Source organism: Bacteroides sp. RCH18 (genome assembly GCF_058231005.1).
Window position 1 is genome coordinate 1,324,515 of record NZ_JBIPTC010000001.1, and the last position, 17,279, is coordinate 1,341,793.

General features: G+C 44.0%; 14 protein-coding genes. 6 read left to right on the forward strand and 8 right to left on the reverse strand.

Annotated elements, in window-relative coordinates:
* Positions 1–57: 57 nt before the first annotated feature.
* Entirely contained in the window at positions 58–1,602 is a 1,545-nt protein-coding gene (locus ACHLI0_RS05325; protein WP_490748597.1) for an acyl-CoA carboxylase subunit beta, read from the reverse strand.
* A 245-nt stretch (positions 1,603–1,847) separates the two neighbouring features.
* On the opposite strand from ACHLI0_RS05325, the gene ACHLI0_RS05330 reads away from it, so the two are divergent.
* The 3 genes from ACHLI0_RS05330 (at position 1,848) to ACHLI0_RS05340 (ending at position 5,654) form a co-directional block, all read left to right on the forward strand.
* The gene (locus tag ACHLI0_RS05330) at positions 1,848–2,435 is read left to right on the forward strand and encodes a DUF3575 domain-containing protein (protein WP_008764843.1); all 588 of its coding nucleotides are present in this window, start codon (positions 1,848–1,850) and stop codon (positions 2,433–2,435) included.
* A 24-nt stretch (positions 2,436–2,459) separates the two neighbouring features.
* Positions 2,460–3,917, forward strand: a complete 1,458-nt coding sequence (locus ACHLI0_RS05335; protein ID WP_072066539.1) for a DUF3868 domain-containing protein — start codon at positions 2,460–2,462, stop codon at positions 3,915–3,917.
* Between the two features lie 237 nt (positions 3,918–4,154).
* The gene (locus tag ACHLI0_RS05340) at positions 4,155–5,654 is read left to right on the forward strand and encodes an L-lactate permease (RefSeq protein WP_490748598.1); all 1,500 of its coding nucleotides are present in this window, start codon (positions 4,155–4,157) and stop codon (positions 5,652–5,654) included.
* A gap of 290 nt (positions 5,655–5,944) precedes the next feature.
* Here the strand turns inward: ACHLI0_RS05340 and prfH are convergent, their stop codons facing one another.
* A complete protein-coding gene (gene prfH / locus ACHLI0_RS05345; RefSeq protein WP_008764839.1) occupies positions 5,945–6,565 on the reverse strand; it encodes a peptide chain release factor H in 621 nt (206 codons plus the stop codon).
* 4 nt (positions 6,566–6,569) lie between these two features.
* The gene (locus ACHLI0_RS05350; protein ID WP_055221052.1) at positions 6,570–7,967 is read right to left on the reverse strand and encodes an RtcB family protein; all 1,398 of its coding nucleotides are present in this window, start codon (positions 7,965–7,967) and stop codon (positions 6,570–6,572) included.
* 491 nt (positions 7,968–8,458) lie between these two features.
* Here ACHLI0_RS05350 and trxA point away from each other — a divergent pair, with 491 nt between their 5' ends.
* A complete protein-coding gene (gene trxA / locus ACHLI0_RS05355) occupies positions 8,459–8,953 on the forward strand; it encodes a thioredoxin (RefSeq protein ID WP_008762320.1) in 495 nt (164 codons plus the stop codon).
* Between the two features lie 158 nt (positions 8,954–9,111).
* Here trxA and ACHLI0_RS05360 read toward each other — a convergent pair whose 3' ends face one another.
* Genes ACHLI0_RS05360 through ACHLI0_RS05375 form a run of 4 tightly spaced genes read right to left on the reverse strand, consistent with a single transcriptional unit; the run spans position 9,112 to position 14,545 of the window.
* The gene (locus ACHLI0_RS05360) at positions 9,112–9,831 is read right to left on the reverse strand and encodes a LytR/AlgR family response regulator transcription factor (protein WP_008762319.1); all 720 of its coding nucleotides are present in this window, start codon (positions 9,829–9,831) and stop codon (positions 9,112–9,114) included.
* On the reverse strand, positions 9,828–10,934 hold the full coding sequence (locus ACHLI0_RS05365) for a sensor histidine kinase (RefSeq protein ID WP_490748599.1): 1,107 nt from the start codon (positions 10,932–10,934) through the stop codon (positions 9,828–9,830). Before ACHLI0_RS05365 ends, ACHLI0_RS05360 begins: the two co-directional genes overlap by 4 nt.
* Positions 10,934–12,010: a sensor histidine kinase gene (locus ACHLI0_RS05370; protein ID WP_490748600.1), complete on the reverse strand. Its 1,077-nt coding sequence runs from the start codon at positions 12,008–12,010 to the stop codon at positions 10,934–10,936. The genes ACHLI0_RS05365 and ACHLI0_RS05370 overlap by 1 nt, the downstream gene beginning before the upstream one ends.
* Before the next feature lie 57 nt (positions 12,011–12,067).
* Positions 12,068–14,545 (reverse strand): TonB-dependent receptor, encoded by a 2,478-nt coding sequence (locus ACHLI0_RS05375; protein WP_490748601.1) that lies wholly within the window; start codon positions 14,543–14,545, stop codon positions 12,068–12,070.
* 874 nt (positions 14,546–15,419) lie between these two features.
* Between ACHLI0_RS05375 and ACHLI0_RS05380 the strand changes: the two genes are divergently transcribed.
* Complete coding sequence (locus ACHLI0_RS05380; RefSeq protein ID WP_008764831.1) at positions 15,420–15,863, forward strand: DUF6756 family protein; 444 nt, start codon at positions 15,420–15,422, stop codon at positions 15,861–15,863.
* 410 nt (positions 15,864–16,273) lie between these two features.
* Here ACHLI0_RS05380 and ACHLI0_RS05385 read toward each other — a convergent pair whose 3' ends face one another.
* Positions 16,274–16,450 (reverse strand): maltose acetyltransferase domain-containing protein, encoded by a 177-nt coding sequence (locus tag ACHLI0_RS05385; protein ID WP_490748602.1) that lies wholly within the window; start codon positions 16,448–16,450, stop codon positions 16,274–16,276.
* A 138-nt stretch (positions 16,451–16,588) separates the two neighbouring features.
* Here ACHLI0_RS05385 and ACHLI0_RS05390 point away from each other — a divergent pair, with 138 nt between their 5' ends.
* Positions 16,589–17,047, forward strand: a complete 459-nt coding sequence (locus ACHLI0_RS05390; RefSeq protein ID WP_008762311.1) for a GNAT family N-acetyltransferase — start codon at positions 16,589–16,591, stop codon at positions 17,045–17,047.
* The last annotated feature ends 232 nt before the right edge of the window (positions 17,048–17,279 follow it).

The following is a 17,279-nucleotide window of genomic DNA, read 5'->3' on the forward strand; positions in this document are numbered from 1 at the left end:
GTTTCTTTTAATTGATCACTCTCCATTTTCAACTTTCAACTTTCCATTTTCCATTTATTAAAGTGGAATGTTAGAGTGTTTCTTAGGCGGATTGGACTGACGTTTGTTGGCCAGCATTTCGAAACTGCGTATCAGGCGCAGACGGGTAACGGCCGGATCGATCACTTCATCCACATAGCCCAGTTCCGCCGCGCGGTAAGGATTGGCAAACTTTTCACGATAATCGCTCTGAAGTTCCTTTCGCCTTTCTTCGGGAGTCTGTGACTTTTCGATCTCTTTCTTGAACAGGATATTTACTGCCCCGTCCGGTCCCATCACAGCGATTTCGGCAGTGGGGAAAGCCAGATTGACATCGCCACGGATATGCTTGGAACTCATCACATCATAAGCGCCTCCGTAAGCCTTACGGGTGATAACGGTCACTTTCGGCACGGTAGCTTCGCAGTAAGCATAAAGCAGCTTCGCGCCGTTACGGATGATTCCGCCATATTCCTGATCTACTCCCGGAAGGAATCCCGGAACATCGACCAGAGTCAGCAGAGGTATATTGAAAGCATCGCAGAAGCGGACGAAACGGGCAGCCTTTATAGAAGCATTGATGTCCAGTGTTCCTGCCAGCACCAGCGGCTGATTGGCTACCACCCCAATCGTCTTTCCGTTCAGACGGATATATCCGGTGACGATATTCGCGGCAAATTCTGCCTGAAGTTCAAAGAAGTTATTATCGTCGGCCACCGCTTCTATCATCTCCTTTATATTATAAGGTTGATTCGGATTGGTAGGCACCAAGTCGGACAGTTCGGGTGTCAGGCGAGTCGGCGAGTCGTTGGTGACAACGAAAGGAGGCTCTTCCATATTGTTGCCCGGCAGATAAGAAATAAGTTCGCGGATGTAATTGATACATTCAATATCATTTTCGGCCGACAGATGCGCCACGCCGGACTTTGTCATGTGGATGCCCACTCCACCCAGATCTTCCTTGCTTACTTCTTCCTGTGTCACACTCTTGACTACGTCCGGTCCGGTGATAAACATATAGCCGGAGTTCTTGACCATCAGAATAAAATCGGTCAGTGCAGGAGAATAAACGACACCACCGGCACACGGGCCCATGATGGCACTGATCTGCGGAATGACTCCCGAAGCCATGGAATTGCGAAGGAAAATCTCCGCATACCCTGCCAAAGAACGGACGCCTTCCTGAATGCGCGCACCACCGGAATCATTGAGTCCGATAATAGGCGCTCCCATCTGCATCGCCATGTCCATCACTTTGCAAATCTTCTTGGCGTGTGTCTCCGAAAGAGCCCCTCCGAATACGGTAAAGTCCTGTGCAAAAACATAGACCAGCCGTTTGCCGATCATTCCGTAACCAGTCACTACCCCGTCACCGGAGAATTTCTGTTTTTCCATACCGAAGTCGGTACACCGGTGGGTCACCAGTTTATCAAGTTCGATAAACGACCCCTTTTCCAGAAGTAAGTCAATGCGTTCACGGGCGGTCAGCTTGCCCACAGAGTGCTGTTTCTCAATACGGGCATCCCCGCCACCTTTTTCTGCTTTCCTGTTCAGTTCTTCCAGATTCTTGATAAGCTCTTTCATAGGCTGTTTGTATTAATGTTATGTGTAAAAATAGTCAGTAATAAATTAATTAGTTGTCATATTGATTACACAAAGGTATTTTTATATAGTAAACGTATCATTTGCCGAATTTGTTAGCATTTATGCCCTTAAACATCTTTATGGCGGATACGGGCTGGGAATCTTTTCTACGGGTTTACACAACAAAGTCACACAATCATGTGTTTATCGCATATCATTTTAATAAAACCTAGACCCTAACAAAAATGAGAACAATTAAACTTTTATTAGCAGCCGGTTTCCTGCTCGTATTGGGTACAAGCGCGTATGCGCAAGTACAACGGAATGAAACCTATCTACCCAAATTCGCCATCAAGACCAATGCCCTCTACTGGGCTACGAGCACTCCCAACCTGGGATTCGAAGTCGGACTGGCAAAGAAAATCACCCTCGATGTATCCGGCAACTACAATCCGTGGAAGTTTGGCGACGACCGCCAGATCAAGCACTGGCTCGTACAACCGGAATTGCGCTACTGGCTCTGCGAACGTTTCAACGGAAGTTTCTTCGGTCTGCACGGACACTACGGAGAAATGAATGTCAGCAACCTGAATATATTCGGAATGGGGCACGACCGCTATGACGGCAGTCTGTACGGAGCCGGCATCTCTTACGGATACCAGTGGATCATCAGCAAACGCTGGAGCATGGAAGCAACCATCGGAGTCGGTTACGCCCGTCTGAAATATGATAAATATGCCCGCGGTGACGGAGGCGAAAAACTCGGGCACAACACCCGCAACTATTTCGGCCCGACCAAAATCGGCCTCAGCTTCATTTATGTCATCAAATAATCGAACTTTCTAAAACTTACAATGATGAAAAGAAAACTTATCTATCTATTTATAGCTCTTGCAGCCACCATACTTCCGGCTCATGCACAGAAATTTCTGAATGATGCGCTCACGCTCTCGAATGTATCCTTATGGCAACAAGGAAACTCGCTTTATATCGGCATGACGGTCGATATGGCAAACCTGACCATCGGCTCGGCACGCAGCCTCAGCCTGATCCCGCTGCTGACGGACGGACAACATAATGTCCCGCTACAGGAGATTATCGTCAACGGCAAAAGACGCGAGAAAGCCTATCTACGCGGACTGGCGATCAGCAAGCAGGAGCCCACGGCTATCATCGTTCCTTATAATAAAAGAGAAACGTTTAATTATACGCAGGTCATTCCTTATCAACCGTGGATGGCAAATGCTTCCCTGCAACTGGTAGAGAACCTGTGCGGATGCGGCAACTATCAGGAAATGAACGCGCAGGAACTGATAACGAACGACGTATCTACCGAAGCCAAACGACTGAGTGCCATGTCTCCTATCGTAGCCTACATCCAGCCTACAGTGGAAGTGGTGAAAAACCGCAGTGAGCAATACGAAGCTCATCTGGACTTCCCCGTCAACAAGTCTGTCATCCTTACCGACTTCATGAACAATCACTCCGAACTGGTGAATATTCATTCTATGTTTGATAAAATCCAGAATGACAAGAATCTGACCGTACAAAGCATCAGCATCGAAGGATTCGCTTCTCCCGAAGGGCCGCTGGCTTTCAACGAGCAACTCTCTAAAAAACGTGCGGAAGCTCTGAAAGATTATCTGGTCAAGAACGAAAAGGCATCTGCCAAACTGTATAAAGTGACTTTCGGCGGAGAGAACTGGGACGGACTGGTGAAAGCTCTCGAATCCTCTTCGATGAAGGATAAGGAAACCTTCCTGAATATCATCAAAAATACAACGAATGACGTGAAACGTAAACAGGAAATCATGAAAGTCGGCGGCGGCGCTCCTTATCGCACTATGCTGAAAGAGATTTATCCGGGACTGCGTAAAGTGAACTGCAAAATCGACTACACAGTGGTCAACTTCGATGTGGAACAAGGACGTATCATCATCCGTGAGAATCCGAAATATCTGAGTCTGAACGAGATGTATCAGGTAGCCAATAGTTATCCGAAAGGCAGCAAGGACTTTGTAGATGTATTTGATATTGCCGTACGTATGTATCCAACGGATGCCGTAGCCAATCTGAATGCAGCGGCTGTCGCCCTGTCACAGAAGGATATCAATACCGCACTGAAATATATGGAAAAAGCGGATCATACCACTGCCGAATTTCTGAATAATACAGGCGTGTATAACTTCTTAAACGGAGATATTCAACGTGCTACAGCAGCCTTTGAACAAGCTGCCAAATTAGGGAATGAAGCTGCTCAGGCAAACTTGAAACAGTTGCAACAGATCATGAATATGAAAATGAGCAAGAAGTAGCAGAAGGGACGGAAGTCACTTAAAACGATTTTTCAGGCACGGATTACACGGATTTCACGGTTTTGGGTTACTTAACTCTTAAAACCGTGTTAATCTGTGAAATCCGTGCCTGAATATATTTTTGACACATTCACCAAAAGAAGTTGGATAAAATTAGAGTCACATATCCATCAAAACTACCTTTTGTTTTGTTATATTAAATATTCACCAGAAGTTGACTATTTAAAATTTAGAATTATGACACTAATCCTTGCTATTATTCCGGTATTGCTATTAATCATATTGATGGCGTTCTTCAAGATGTCCGGCGACAAGAGCAGTATTATCTCGTTGATTGTAACCATGCTGATCGCTCTTTTCGGTTTCGCCTTTTCTGTAGACAATCTGTTTTATTCCTTTTTATATGGAGCGCTGAAAGCGGTCTCTCCTATTTTAATCATCATTCTGATGGCTATTTTCAGTTATAACGTATTGCTGAAAACGGAAAAGATGGAGATTATCAAGCAACAGTTCGCTTCCATCTCTACGGATAAAAGCATTCAGGTGTTGCTGCTGACTTGGGGATTCGGAGGATTACTGGAAGCGATGGCAGGATTCGGAACGGCGGTTGCTATTCCGGCGGCGATTCTTATCAGTCTGGGATTCAAGCCGATATTTTCGGCGACTGTCAGTCTGATAGCCAACAGTGTCGCTACGGCTTTCGGTGCTATCGGAACTCCGGTATTGGTATTGGCAAAGGAAACGAACCTGGATGTGCTACAACTCAGTACGAACGTTGTATTGCAATTATCGGTACTCATGTTTCTGATTCCGCTGGTCTTGCTTTTCCTCACCAATCCCAAACTGAAAGCACTCCCGAAGAATATATTTCTGGCCCTGCTGGTCGGAGGTGTTTCTTTGGTCGGACAATATCTGGCTGCCAGATATATGGGGGCAGAATCACCTGCCATTATCGGAAGTATCCTTTCTATCATTGTCATCGTTCTCTATGGAAAGCTGACCGCATCGAAAGAAGAAAAGGCTCGGAAAAGTACGCTGAAAACCAAAGATATACTGAATGCGTGGAGCATCTATTTACTGATTTTGTTCCTGATCATCCTCACCAGTCCGCTTTTCCCGAGTTTGAGAAGTACATTGGAGAATAACTGGGTTACAAGAATCAGTCTGCCGGTCAATGCTTCCACTGTGAACTATACGATCTCGTGGCTGACTCATGCAGGTGTACTACTCTTCCTCGGTACTTTTATCGGTGGGTTGATACAGGGTGCCAAAGTCAAAGAGCTGTTTATCGTTCTTTGGAATACGGTGAAGCAATTAAAGAAAACCTTTATTACCGTGATCTGTCTCGTGGGATTATCCACCATTATGGATACTTCGGGAATGATTGCTGTCATCGCTACGGCACTGGCTACTGCTACCGGAAGCTTGTATCCGCTGTTTGCTCCGGTCATCGGCTGCCTGGGGACATTTATTACAGGAAGTGATACCTCCTCCAACATCCTTTTCGGAAAGTTACAGGCAAGTGTGGCAGGACAGATTCATGTCAGTCCGGACTGGCTGTCAGCAGCAAATACGGTAGGTGCGACAGGCGGTAAGATTATTTCTCCGCAAAGTATCGCCATTGCGACTTCTGCCGGAAACCAGCAGGGAAAGGAAGGGGAAATACTGAAAGCTGCCATCCCATATGCACTGGCTTATGTGGTGATTACCGGAATTATCGTTTATATTTTCAGTTAATCACCCGAAAGAATGATAACAGGATAATGACACTATCGCCTTGATATAGTGACACTATCCTGCATACATAAAGACGAACTAAAAAGTCGGTAGTAACCTCAAACTCTCCTCCTTCGGGAAGGAGGAGTCCCCGCAGGGGGAGGTGGTAGGTAAGCATATAACTTTGATTATCATCAATTTATGCATCCACCTACCACCCCGGCTTTCAGCCACCCCTCCTTCCCGAAGAGAGGGGAATGGGAGATAGAACCGACTTTTTAGTCACTTTATATATTTTTTATTGCTCACAGCTAAATCAACGGTTCCCGAATCACCTTCACGGGATTCCCCCGTTGAAGATGATTATGATTACTCCAATTTTCCTGCGCCTGAATCATCGCCTGTTCCATCGTCCATGACGAAAGTTTCACCAACAGGCGTTCCGTTGCCAGCTTCTTGTTCTGCCATTGCGAACGTTGATCGGAAGCTACCACACTCATCCCAGACGGGATGTGAACGGCACGGACCGCAGACTCTGTCTTGTTGACATGCTGCCCGCCCGGACCGGAAGCCCGTAAGGTTTCATAGCGGAAATCTCTTTCTGTAGCCTCCTGACTCTCCGACAACACAAACGAATGCACACCGACAAACCAGTTTTTCCGCTTGTGATAAATGCGATACGGGCTTTGGGCAATCCATTGCACCGTTCCCTCCCATTCATCCGCCAGTTCTCCGCTCGCTGCGCCTTGAAGAGCAATGGTAGCCGAAAGCAGTGTCCGGTTGACCGGTCCCACTTCACGTTCTATCATTTCCACTTTCAGTCCGCTTGCCTGCGCCTGTCTTACTATTCTTTCGAGTACCAATGCCACTACCCGGCAACATTCCGCAGGTCCCCTGCCGGAAGTTATCTGTAAATAGACTTTCTCCTTCATCGCCTTATTCTTTATTCATTCGTACGATGCGAGGCATAAATCTACCCTGCACTTCCACCAAAGTCTCCTGCGTGTACATCACCCGATCGATATCTTTATATGCCAGAGGCATTTCCTCGATACTTCCGCCTATCAATGTCACGTCTGCCTGCGACAGCATCTTTTTCAAAGCCGACTGAGTGAAACTCTCCTTTGCTTTCTGACGGGACATCGCTCTTCCGGCTCCATGAGAAGCAGAGCACAAGGATTCTTCCACCCCTTTGCCACAAACCAGATAACCTGCCGTAGCCATACTTCCGGGAATCAGCCCCGCCTGTCCCTTTTGTGCAGGAGTTGCCCCTTTGCGATGCACAATCGCCATACGTCCCGGAGCTATCTCCTCTTTCCACGCAAAGTTGTGATGGTTGTTGACATTCGCAACAGGTTTCAGTCCCAATGCCTTAGCCAGATTCAGGTGAATACGCTCGTGACAGGCACGGGCATAGTCTCCTGCCAGGTTCATACTCATCCAGTACTCCTGCCCTTCTTCGGAGTCCAGACTCAGCCATGCAAAATGCTGCGCCTCCCGAGGAAGTTTGCAGACTTCACGGGCCAACAGACTGTAATGTTTGGCAATAGCAGCACCCAAGCCACGTGAACCGGAATGAGACAGCAAAGCAACATAACTCCCCTCCGGAAGATTCAGCACATTATCCGCCTGCAAAGCAATTTCACCGAACTCCACAAAGTGATTCCCACCTCCGGAGCTTCCGAGCTGCCGCACGGCCTTTCCCTGCAAATCCTTTAATAAAGGAGTCAACCGAAATTCTTCCCGATCCAGCACTTCATGCTCCTGTTCAAAGCCCAGGCCGCCATCCATTCCGAAATGTGTAAAGTCTTTCAAAGCCTCCTTTATCTGATAAGAATATCGTTTCAGGAAGTCTGCTTTCGCATCAAATACCGTCAGACTCATCCGGCAACCGATATCAACCCCGACAGCATACGGTATCACGGCATTATCAGTAGCCAGTACCCCACCGATAGGCAATCCATAACCGGCGTGCGCATCGGGCATCAACGCTCCGCCGACCGTTACAGGCAGGCGCATAGCCAGATTCATCTGTTGTTTGGCAAGAGTCTCGATAAACTTACCTCCATAGGTTTTATACATCAACGGCTCTTCCCGTAAGTCGTAAGCTACGAACTCTTTCGCAAGAATAGTAGGCGACAGGCGTTCCGCCAGCTTACTCCATATTTCATTGTTTTTATAAGATTCGGGATGTTCGAGTATATTGCTCAAAGTCATTGCAATCTGTTCCTTCGTGTCATGTTTGCAATATTTGCCTACAATGTCTACTACCAGACTACGGGCTACATTATCCCGATATCCCAGTTTACTTAAATCTTTTAATCGTATTCCCATACTTTTTTTCTGTTCGCATACCACACCCCGTCCGCCTCAACAGCGGAAAGTAAGGTTATACACGGTATGCCAATGCTTCGGATACGGATACAAAACATCCATCCACAGCATTGAAGTGAATAATTTGAAAAATAAAAATGTGATTGCAGGACTAATCAACTATTACCGCCAGCAGCAGAGTTGCGGTAAACGTAAAAAACAAAATGTCGCAAAGCCCCGTCTTCCCGACGAGACAACTTAGTCCTAATTTGAAAATATTATAGCTCCAACATAATTAATACCCTTTCCATCATTTTAAAGGGTGAATACTCATTTTATCGCAACAAAAGTAGTGCATATTTTTATTACTTCCAAAGATAAAAAGACATTTTTTAGCGTTAAAGGAGCAGTGATGGGAAATTTTGCCAAGTGTTCCAGTCAAATCGCTATTTCACGGGAAGCTATTTCGCCTTACCTTTGCAACGTAGAAAACAAATAAACCGAAAAGATTTATGAAACTGATTAAAAGCATTATGAGCGCTTTCGCTATCGTACTGGCCACCACAGCCTGTGCGGGAAATGGCGGAGAAAATAAAAAGAGTAATGAACCAACAAAGGAGGACAATAAAATGGAAGTAGTATCATTAAATAAAGCAGAGTTTTTAAAGAAGGTATATGATTTTGAAGCCAATCCGAATGATTGGAAATTTGAAGGCAAACGTCCGGCAATCGTCGATTTCTATGCAACATGGTGCGGACCGTGTAAAGCACTGCATCCTGTTCTGGAAGAACTGAGCAAAGAATACAGTGGTAAGGTGGACATCTATCAGATTGATGTGGACCAGGAAAAGGAACTGGCTGCCGCCTTCGGTATCCGCAGCATCCCCACCCTGTTACTGATTCCGATGAAAGAAGAACCGAGAATCACGCAAGGGGCTTTGCCCAAAGACCAGTTGAAGAAAGCAATCGACGAATTTCTTTTGAAACAGAACAACGAAGCTAAATAAACTAATTTCGATTTTTTCTTGATATGCAACTACCCTCTATCAGCATTCTAATGACTGACAGAGGGCAGATTCTTTTATAAGCTCCCCTTTATCTACCAATATTGCGTCAGATTAGAGACTAACGGATATATATGACATAAGAAACATCGCAAGACCTGTCACCATCTTTGTTGTTTCATCACGAATCCTTCAAAGAAATCATCCCGATAGCTATTCCCGATAGCAATCTCGTACGACTTGATAAATATATCATTGTTGTCGAACGAATCGATATGGGCTGTATTGACTATATACGATTTATTGACCCGTAAAAAAGAGTCCTTCGGCAACAAGTCAAAGACCGCTTTCAGACTCATACGGGTGATGATGCGTTGTTCGCCCAACTGTAGAATTACATAATCTTTCAAACCTTCTACAAAAAGGATATCAGAGAAGTTGACCTTGAAGTATCTGCGTTCCGCCTTTACAAAGAAATACTCGGCAGCCACAATCGTCTCAATGGCTTCCTTTTCCTCCTGTAATAATAAAGAATGATAAGACTGCGCCTTCTCAACCGCCTTCTGAAAGCGCTCCGCCTCCACCGGCTTTATCAGATAATCTATTGCGTCCACTTCGTAGCTATCCAGTGCATACTCCGTATAGGCAGTGGTAAAGATTACCAATGTCCGTTTGGAAATGGTACGGGCAAACTCAATTCCCGTAATGCCGGGCATTTGAATATCCAGAAAGACAAGGTCTACTACGTGCTGCTCCATAAAGTCGGAAGCCGTGGCGGCACTGTTAAAACTTCCCACCAGCTGAAGACATTCCGCCTCCTCTATCAGCAATTTCATAGCCTCCCGTGCCAATGGTTCATCGTCTACAATAATACAATTCATAACGTTATACATAAAGTTACCATATACCGATTTTCATTCTCTATCTGCTCCAATTCATAACGGTCGGGATATAACAATCCTAATCTACGCTGAATATTCGCAAGCCCGATCCCTCCTACCTTGTTGCTGACTGCAACCGCCGGCATCGTATTTTCACAACGGAACTCCAACCGATTCTCTTCTACCTTAAAAGAAAGATGTACAGACGAAGGATGCTCGCTATCAAAACTATGCTTTACCGCATTCTCCACAAACGGGATAAACAATAACGGCTGAATCCAGATGGAGTCAATATCCCCTTCCTGCTCCATTGTAAACTGAAAATGATCCCGGCGTATCTTTTCCAGATTCAAATAGTCGTTCAGAAAACGGATATCTGAGGCTAAAGCAACCCTTTCGCGCGAACTGTCATTTATCTGGTACCGCAGCAAATCTTCCAGTTTGAAAAGAACTTTGGAAGCCTCTTCCGGATTCCGCTTTATCAGTACATTGGCGTTGTTCAGCATATTGAACAGAAAGTGCGGATTAATCTGACTCTTAAGGAACTTCAATTCCGATTGCAAAGTGGTAGATTCCAGCTGATCAATGCGCAGATTATGACGCAGCCAATGAGTGAACAATGAAATAGCCGCCGAACCTGCGGTGACAAAACCCATAGTAAGTATCCCCGAAAAGGTGTTGATGAAAGTGGCAAATCCATCGGGATTCCTGACAGGCAAAATAACTTCAAAAAGCATTCCCTGCGTAACTGAAAGGAAAAAGATGACCACTAAGTTGGTAACTATCGCAGCCAGAACATAACCACCCAAACGGTTCTTTAGCAGAAAAGAAGGAACCAGGACATACAGATTGGTATATATCACCGCATTCATAGACAAGAAATAGACCAGACAGCCTCCAAAGCGTTTCAAGAGAGAGACCACCTGCAAAGGCTCGTACCAAAAAACATTGATTGTAATCAGCAGAACAGCCACCTGCAAGAGGATATGTCTGTATATCCTGCAATGAGGACTCAGCAGAAAAGCGGTGACACTTCTGCTGTTCATGGTTCCGTCACCGGGATTCCTGTCGAGCGTATTTTTATCGTTTGTACTTATTCTCATTATTCCCCTCCATTCAGTTCCAGTCTTATACATTCCATGGTAAAAGATAGTCCGTAGCGGTCGCCATACAATAAGTCCAGCCTTTGTCTGATCCGTTCCAGTCCCCTGTTTACGGAGAGATTAAGTTGCGGACACATACAAGTGAATACAATCGTACCCTTCTCCGCTTTCAGATGGATGTCCAAAGAGACAGGAATCGATATCTGCTGTTCGTGCGTCAACTCCATGATATGCCGCACAAAAGGAATGAAGAGCAGAGGAGGAACCAGCATCCTGTTTACCTCCCCTTCCGAAGTAAACTGATAGCGGAATTGCGGAAGGGAGCTTTGCTCCAATGTCAGATAGTTGGTAAGGAAGGCGATTTCACTGCTGAGCAATACTTTTTGCCGGCTGCAATCATATAACTGATAGCGCAGCAACTGGCTCAGCTTCATCAACATCTTCGAAGCCTTTTCCGGCTCGGTCAATGTCAGTTCACCCGAATGATGCAACGTTTTGAAAAGAAGTTCGGGGCTGACCTGCTCTTTGAGCTGTTCCACTTCGGACAGTACGTGCGCCTTTTCCATCTGTGAAACACGCTGATTCTCAATCATCCATTCTTTCAGAAGCAAAGTCATCGTTCCTCCTATCATGCAAAGCGTTGACAGCATAAAAGAAGAAATGTAGTCCATCAGCATGGGAACCGAGAAACACGATCCCCGCGCATGAAGCTGCGGCCAATGGGAGTAAGCAAGGTATTCTATGACCATCTGTATCAGCAGCGCAATGACCATTGCCACAGACAGCACCGACAGATAGGTCATATAATGCCTTTTCAACAAATATTTCGGGAATAACCAGAAAAGGTTCAGACAAATAACGCCAACGTATGTGAGCATATATATAAACGTGAACACATAAATCCATACGCCCAGTATATCCCGATAGTCCATAAAAATGATGAAGACCTGATTGAAGGAGATAGTACCCAACACCATGACAAGTATCAGATACCGCATCCATCGGAATGCCGGACTTACGAGCAATCTATATAAAAAGGCCGATTCGTTGCCTGCTGCAGTTGTTTCAGTTGCCATATGCTTCATTGGGTACGAAGATAAAACATTTTCCGTTATGGTCTCTATACCGGATATCTAAAATTCAAGCTTATAACTCACATTAGTCAGAACGGTAGAGCCGTCGGTTGCGTCTATCTTTCCGGTTTTCACGTTATACTCATGTCCGTAGTGCTCTTTCGTGCCCATAAAATTCAAGCCCTTCACAGCAAATTCATGAGATACTTTTTTCTTGTTGATGCGGTAGCTGACGGTATAATTGCCGATCAACATGGGCGAATACTGTTTGGAGAATGCCTTCCTTTCATCGTACTGCACTTCCTTGTCCGGATGCTTCATGGTTGCTTCCATGTCAATCGGGGAATAGCGGTCGCCACCCTGCAAGGTCAGTTTCAGGTTGATGCTAAGAATATTCTGTTTGTTGCGTCCCAACATCCACTCCTTGCCGATCAGTCCGTTGATGACATAGTTGCGGTTGAACTTCGTGTTGTACCATACACCGTCTCCGCCACGGTAACGGGAGTCGAACAACGAACCGGAGATCATGTAATAAAGTCCTTTTTCCAGGAAGCGTTCGAGGGTTATGTCAATCCCGATATTCCGGCCTCTTCCTTTGTTGACAAGCGCATCTTCTACATAAAAGTCGGAGCGGTTGAGTACGGAATAAGAACTGTCCGCCATCACCGGTACATCGTGCAGAAACTGTACATAAGGTTCTATTTTCAGATTCATGCGGTCCGAAATCTTGTAGCCGAAAGACAGCATGATGTGTTGCGCCTTGGTGAAGTCGAGGTTCTTGTTGACGGATTGATTTCCCGTACTCTTCGTTTTCACAAAGTAGACGTCCATTTTCTCCATCCGGCTGTATATGCCGTAAGCTAAAGCAAAGGTCGCTTTTGGGGTAGCCTGCCATTTCAGTCCGGCACGGGGTTCGACAGACCATTTATTATTCAGCGTCAGGTATTGTCCGTAGATACCGGCGTTGAGAGTCCAACGGTCACTCAGTCCGACAGAAGAACTATTGTAAGCAGAAATCAGACTCGTATTGCCATCTCCCTTCGATACCGTTTCCAGCGGCTGAGCTTCGTATGGAGCTATGGCAAGGTTCATGTCATAAAACATGGCAGTATAAGTGAATCCTGTCTTATTGGTAAAGCGGTTGCTGAATTTACGGTTGAAGGTGCTGGTCAGTATCAGGTTGGTATGCCTTGATTCAAGGTCCATATAAGGAGTCGATTCCAACGCATGATTGAACATGGAAGCGCCTCCGTCCAACTGCGAGTAGGTAGCGGCAACGGTTGTTTTCAGTGATGCGTCACTATTGAAAAAGTAACGGTGACTGATACCTCCGGCGGCCATATACTGCTTGTCACGTGATTCGCTGCGGTCGCCCAGATATTCCCATTTCTCAGGATTCCTCTCCATGTCACTCTTAAATTTGTCTATCAGACTGGTTCCCCATACCGAGAAAGTCCCGGCCATCTTTGTGGGAAAGTTTAGTTTGAAGTTCAGGTCCTGATAGTCCATCGTTCCGCCGTCAAGATTCAGTAGTCCTGTGGTAGAGTAACGATAATTGAAGATATACGAGGCTTTATGCTTCTTGCTCAAAGGACCTTCGGAAGCAACGTCAATTCCCATGATTCCCACTTGAATCGTGTTTTCGTTCTTTTGATTGTTACCGTTGCGCAGCTTCATGTCGAACACGCCGGACACTGCATTTCCATATTCAGCCGGAAAAGCTCCGGTGAAGAAATCGGAATTTCCGAGTACCTGTGAGCTAAGGGAAGAAAGGATTCCTCCACCCAATGTGGCAATATCCGCAAAGTGATTCGGATTCGGGATTTCTACATCCTCCAGCCTCCATTGCAACAGATGGGGTGCATTGCCATGAATCGAAATGCCATTCGAAGAGACGCTGGGCGCCACTCCGGCAAAAGCGGAAACCAAACGTGCAGGGTCGTCGAATCCGCCTGCATAACGGCTCGCTTCTTCCACGCTCAGCATACGTGCTCCGGTAGTTGCCATCTTATTCATCGCTTCTTCTTTGTTCGTCCGCGCACGGACCACTACTTCACTCAGTTCGTTGACGCTTTCTTTCAAAGGTATTTCCAAATAGACTTCTTTGGCGGAAGTCACCAGTATTTCTCTGAAAATGCCGGGTTCATATCCCATGAACGCCGCCTCTACCGTATGTCTCCCGACGGGAACCTGCGGAATGGTGAAACGTCCCAGGCTGTCGGTTGTCGCCCCCATCCCCTCTTTATCTGACAATCTTACTGTCGCATACGGTATAGGATATTTGGAATCTCCGTCAACAACCATCCCACGAATGGTCTGGACCGGACGCCCTTTCCGCTCCGATGTTTGCCCGAAAGCAAAGGCTGATACAAACAAACCGATCAACAGCAATATCCATCCTCCATAACGATACAGTTTCCGTGTGAGTTCTTCGCAAAGGACTCTTTCAAAAGTTTTAAGTACTACTCCGCATTCATCTGCCGGAATCCCCGAACGGTTTGCTACTTCCCCTAACAACATAGTTTTATTCATCTTCATGACTTATTCTGTTTTTTATTTCGACACGAAGATAAGGGATACTGCATTGCCGGTTTTTCAAATGAGACGAACACGCCTCATTTGTAGACAAGATGTGGAATTGGTAAGATAAATGTCATTTCAGTCTAAATGTTCCAAATTTAATATTATATTAATAGGAATTTGCTCAAAAAGTCATGAACGACAGCATATCCTGCATAAATTAGTGCAATAATATGCAGGAATACGGGTTCATCCTGCATAATACTGCGTGAAATATGCATCTTTTTTTAGTCATTCAGTACTCTTTGGTTTTAAAGGAACGGGGTGTTCCTTTAAAACCAATGCTCCGTTCCTTACTGATGAACTTGTTTTTCATCAGTGAGGAAGTTATAAAAAGGCTGTTTTTGCTCGTTTTTTCTCTAGTTCATCATAAATACCGAGAAAATAGAAAATGACATAACGGAGTACCTTCCTTAATTAATCCATCTAAATGATAAGTATTAATAGGAAACGATTACCATTTTACCCCAAGAACACTTCCAATTACATAAAGATAGAATTTCGTATTTACAAATGACGGAGATATTCTATTCTCCTTGATAAGTAATATGTAATTACGGTCTTTAGTGCCTGTGTAAATATCCTCTTTTTAAGAAAAAGTCATTTTTTCAGTGAATGGCTAATATATACATATTATCACGATGTCCGTCATGTAAATAAAATAAAATGGACTCTAGATTGTTTTTCATTAATAGTTTCATAACTTTGTCAGTAGCATATATAGAATTAGAAAATAGAATTCAGTAAACGCACCTTATAGGTATCGGTTACCGGAATTACCACTACTCGTTGAGTGTGGTGATTTATTCATTATCAACAAAAGCAAAATGTTATGTTTGATTATAAAGAAATAGAACGAACAATCAAAGATAATCATCTTCCATTTCAGAAAATAGAAGATGCCGATAAAGAGATTTTGACGCAAAAGCTATATGATACTTTTGTATTTGGTAATCCTCGTGCATTATGGCTAAGCTTTAAATATGTGCCATATAGTATAGATTGTAACATGGAAGACCCTTATTTTCATCTATTAGATATAATTGACAAAAATATCGTTCTCTATTTCTTTATTGATTATTGGAACAAAGATTTCGTCATTTATAAAGCAAGAATGTCTGATATACATAAATTTATCGGCGATTGTGAAGGGCTTGATGAATATTACTTAGTAACAGAGAATTTTATGGAACTGTATAGTATAACAGATCATGATGATTTGCTTTATATTGACGTGAGGAAAAATGAAATGAAGAAGTTGATAACAAACGAATAAACTGCCCTAACGGTCAGTTATTCGCCAGCCCCATTACCGACACTCGAAAAGTAGTGGAGTGACTATGACCTTCATCATTATCCTCCCATTTATCTTGTTCTTTTTTGAATTATGGCTATTCGACAAACTGGAATGGATAGATTGCAAATTATGGTAATCAGCATTAAACAAAAGGAATATAGTTAGGATAAAATCAAGGAAACTTGTGGACGACTTTGCTAAACTCTAGCATCAAGATTACATAAAAGTATTCGTCTGACTATAGTTGAACTTTCGTCTGACAGCTGTTTCTTTTTCGTCTAACAACTGTCAGACGAAAGTTCAACAGTTGTCAGACGAATAATCTTTCGCATATTGCGGGACAAAGAATTGCGTAGCGATCCTTAAATTTCAGTAAGTAGCGAGCTAGTTCATCCGTAGAATAGTTTACGTAACAATGCCTCCCGAACTTCTTTAGGCTTTCCATAAGTGGAATTATAATCATTGGTCAGGAAAACAGCCTGTTCTCTTCTTTGAACCAGTTCTACAGACAAGTCATTATACATTTTTCCCGAAAGCATTCTTTCACGCAATTCTTTATTCTCCATATATATTATGATATTATTTAATAAGCAGGACATACTTGCAAATATACAGAATTAGTCAGATAAAACAGGCAATCTATTGGTTTTCAAAAATACTTTTATAACTTTGGCAATATTAAATATAAACAATACAATAAACGTATGAATCTAGTTTCACTCAGAGACTCACCTCAGTATCTGGAAAGAGCTATCGCCTATTTCCAAAGCAAGTGGGGTAACGAGAACACGAAAATGGTGTATGACAATTGTTTCAGACATTCTCTGAATGCCGAAAATCCCATTCCTCAATGGTACCTTTTAATGAATGGTGATGAAATAATAGGATGTGCGGGACTTACCAGCAACGATTTTAACTCTCGCGCGGATTTATATCCTTGGTTGGTTGCCTTATTCATTGAAGAAAAGTATAGGGGAAATCATTACGCCAATCTTTTAATAGAACAAGCCAAGAAGGATACACTGAAATTCGGATTCTCGAAATTATATTTAAGTACCAGTCATACTTCGTATTATGAACGCTTGGGCTTCACATATATCGGAGATTGCTGGCATCCTTGGGGAGAAAGTTCCCGTGTATATGAGATTATTTTAAAATTCTGACTTGTACATTCCCGATAAGTATTTGTCTGGGCAAATGACGATATTGCCGCAACAGAGAGTAACAGAGTTAACATGATTGTTCTCATAATATTTATGCTGGTTTTATGTCCCTCAAATATACGAAAAAAAGAGCATAAAAAAAGGCTATCTATCCCAGACAGCCAATCTTTTGTTAACCTTAAATCTAATACTATGAAAAACACACTACAAAGATACGGACTTTCTGCATATC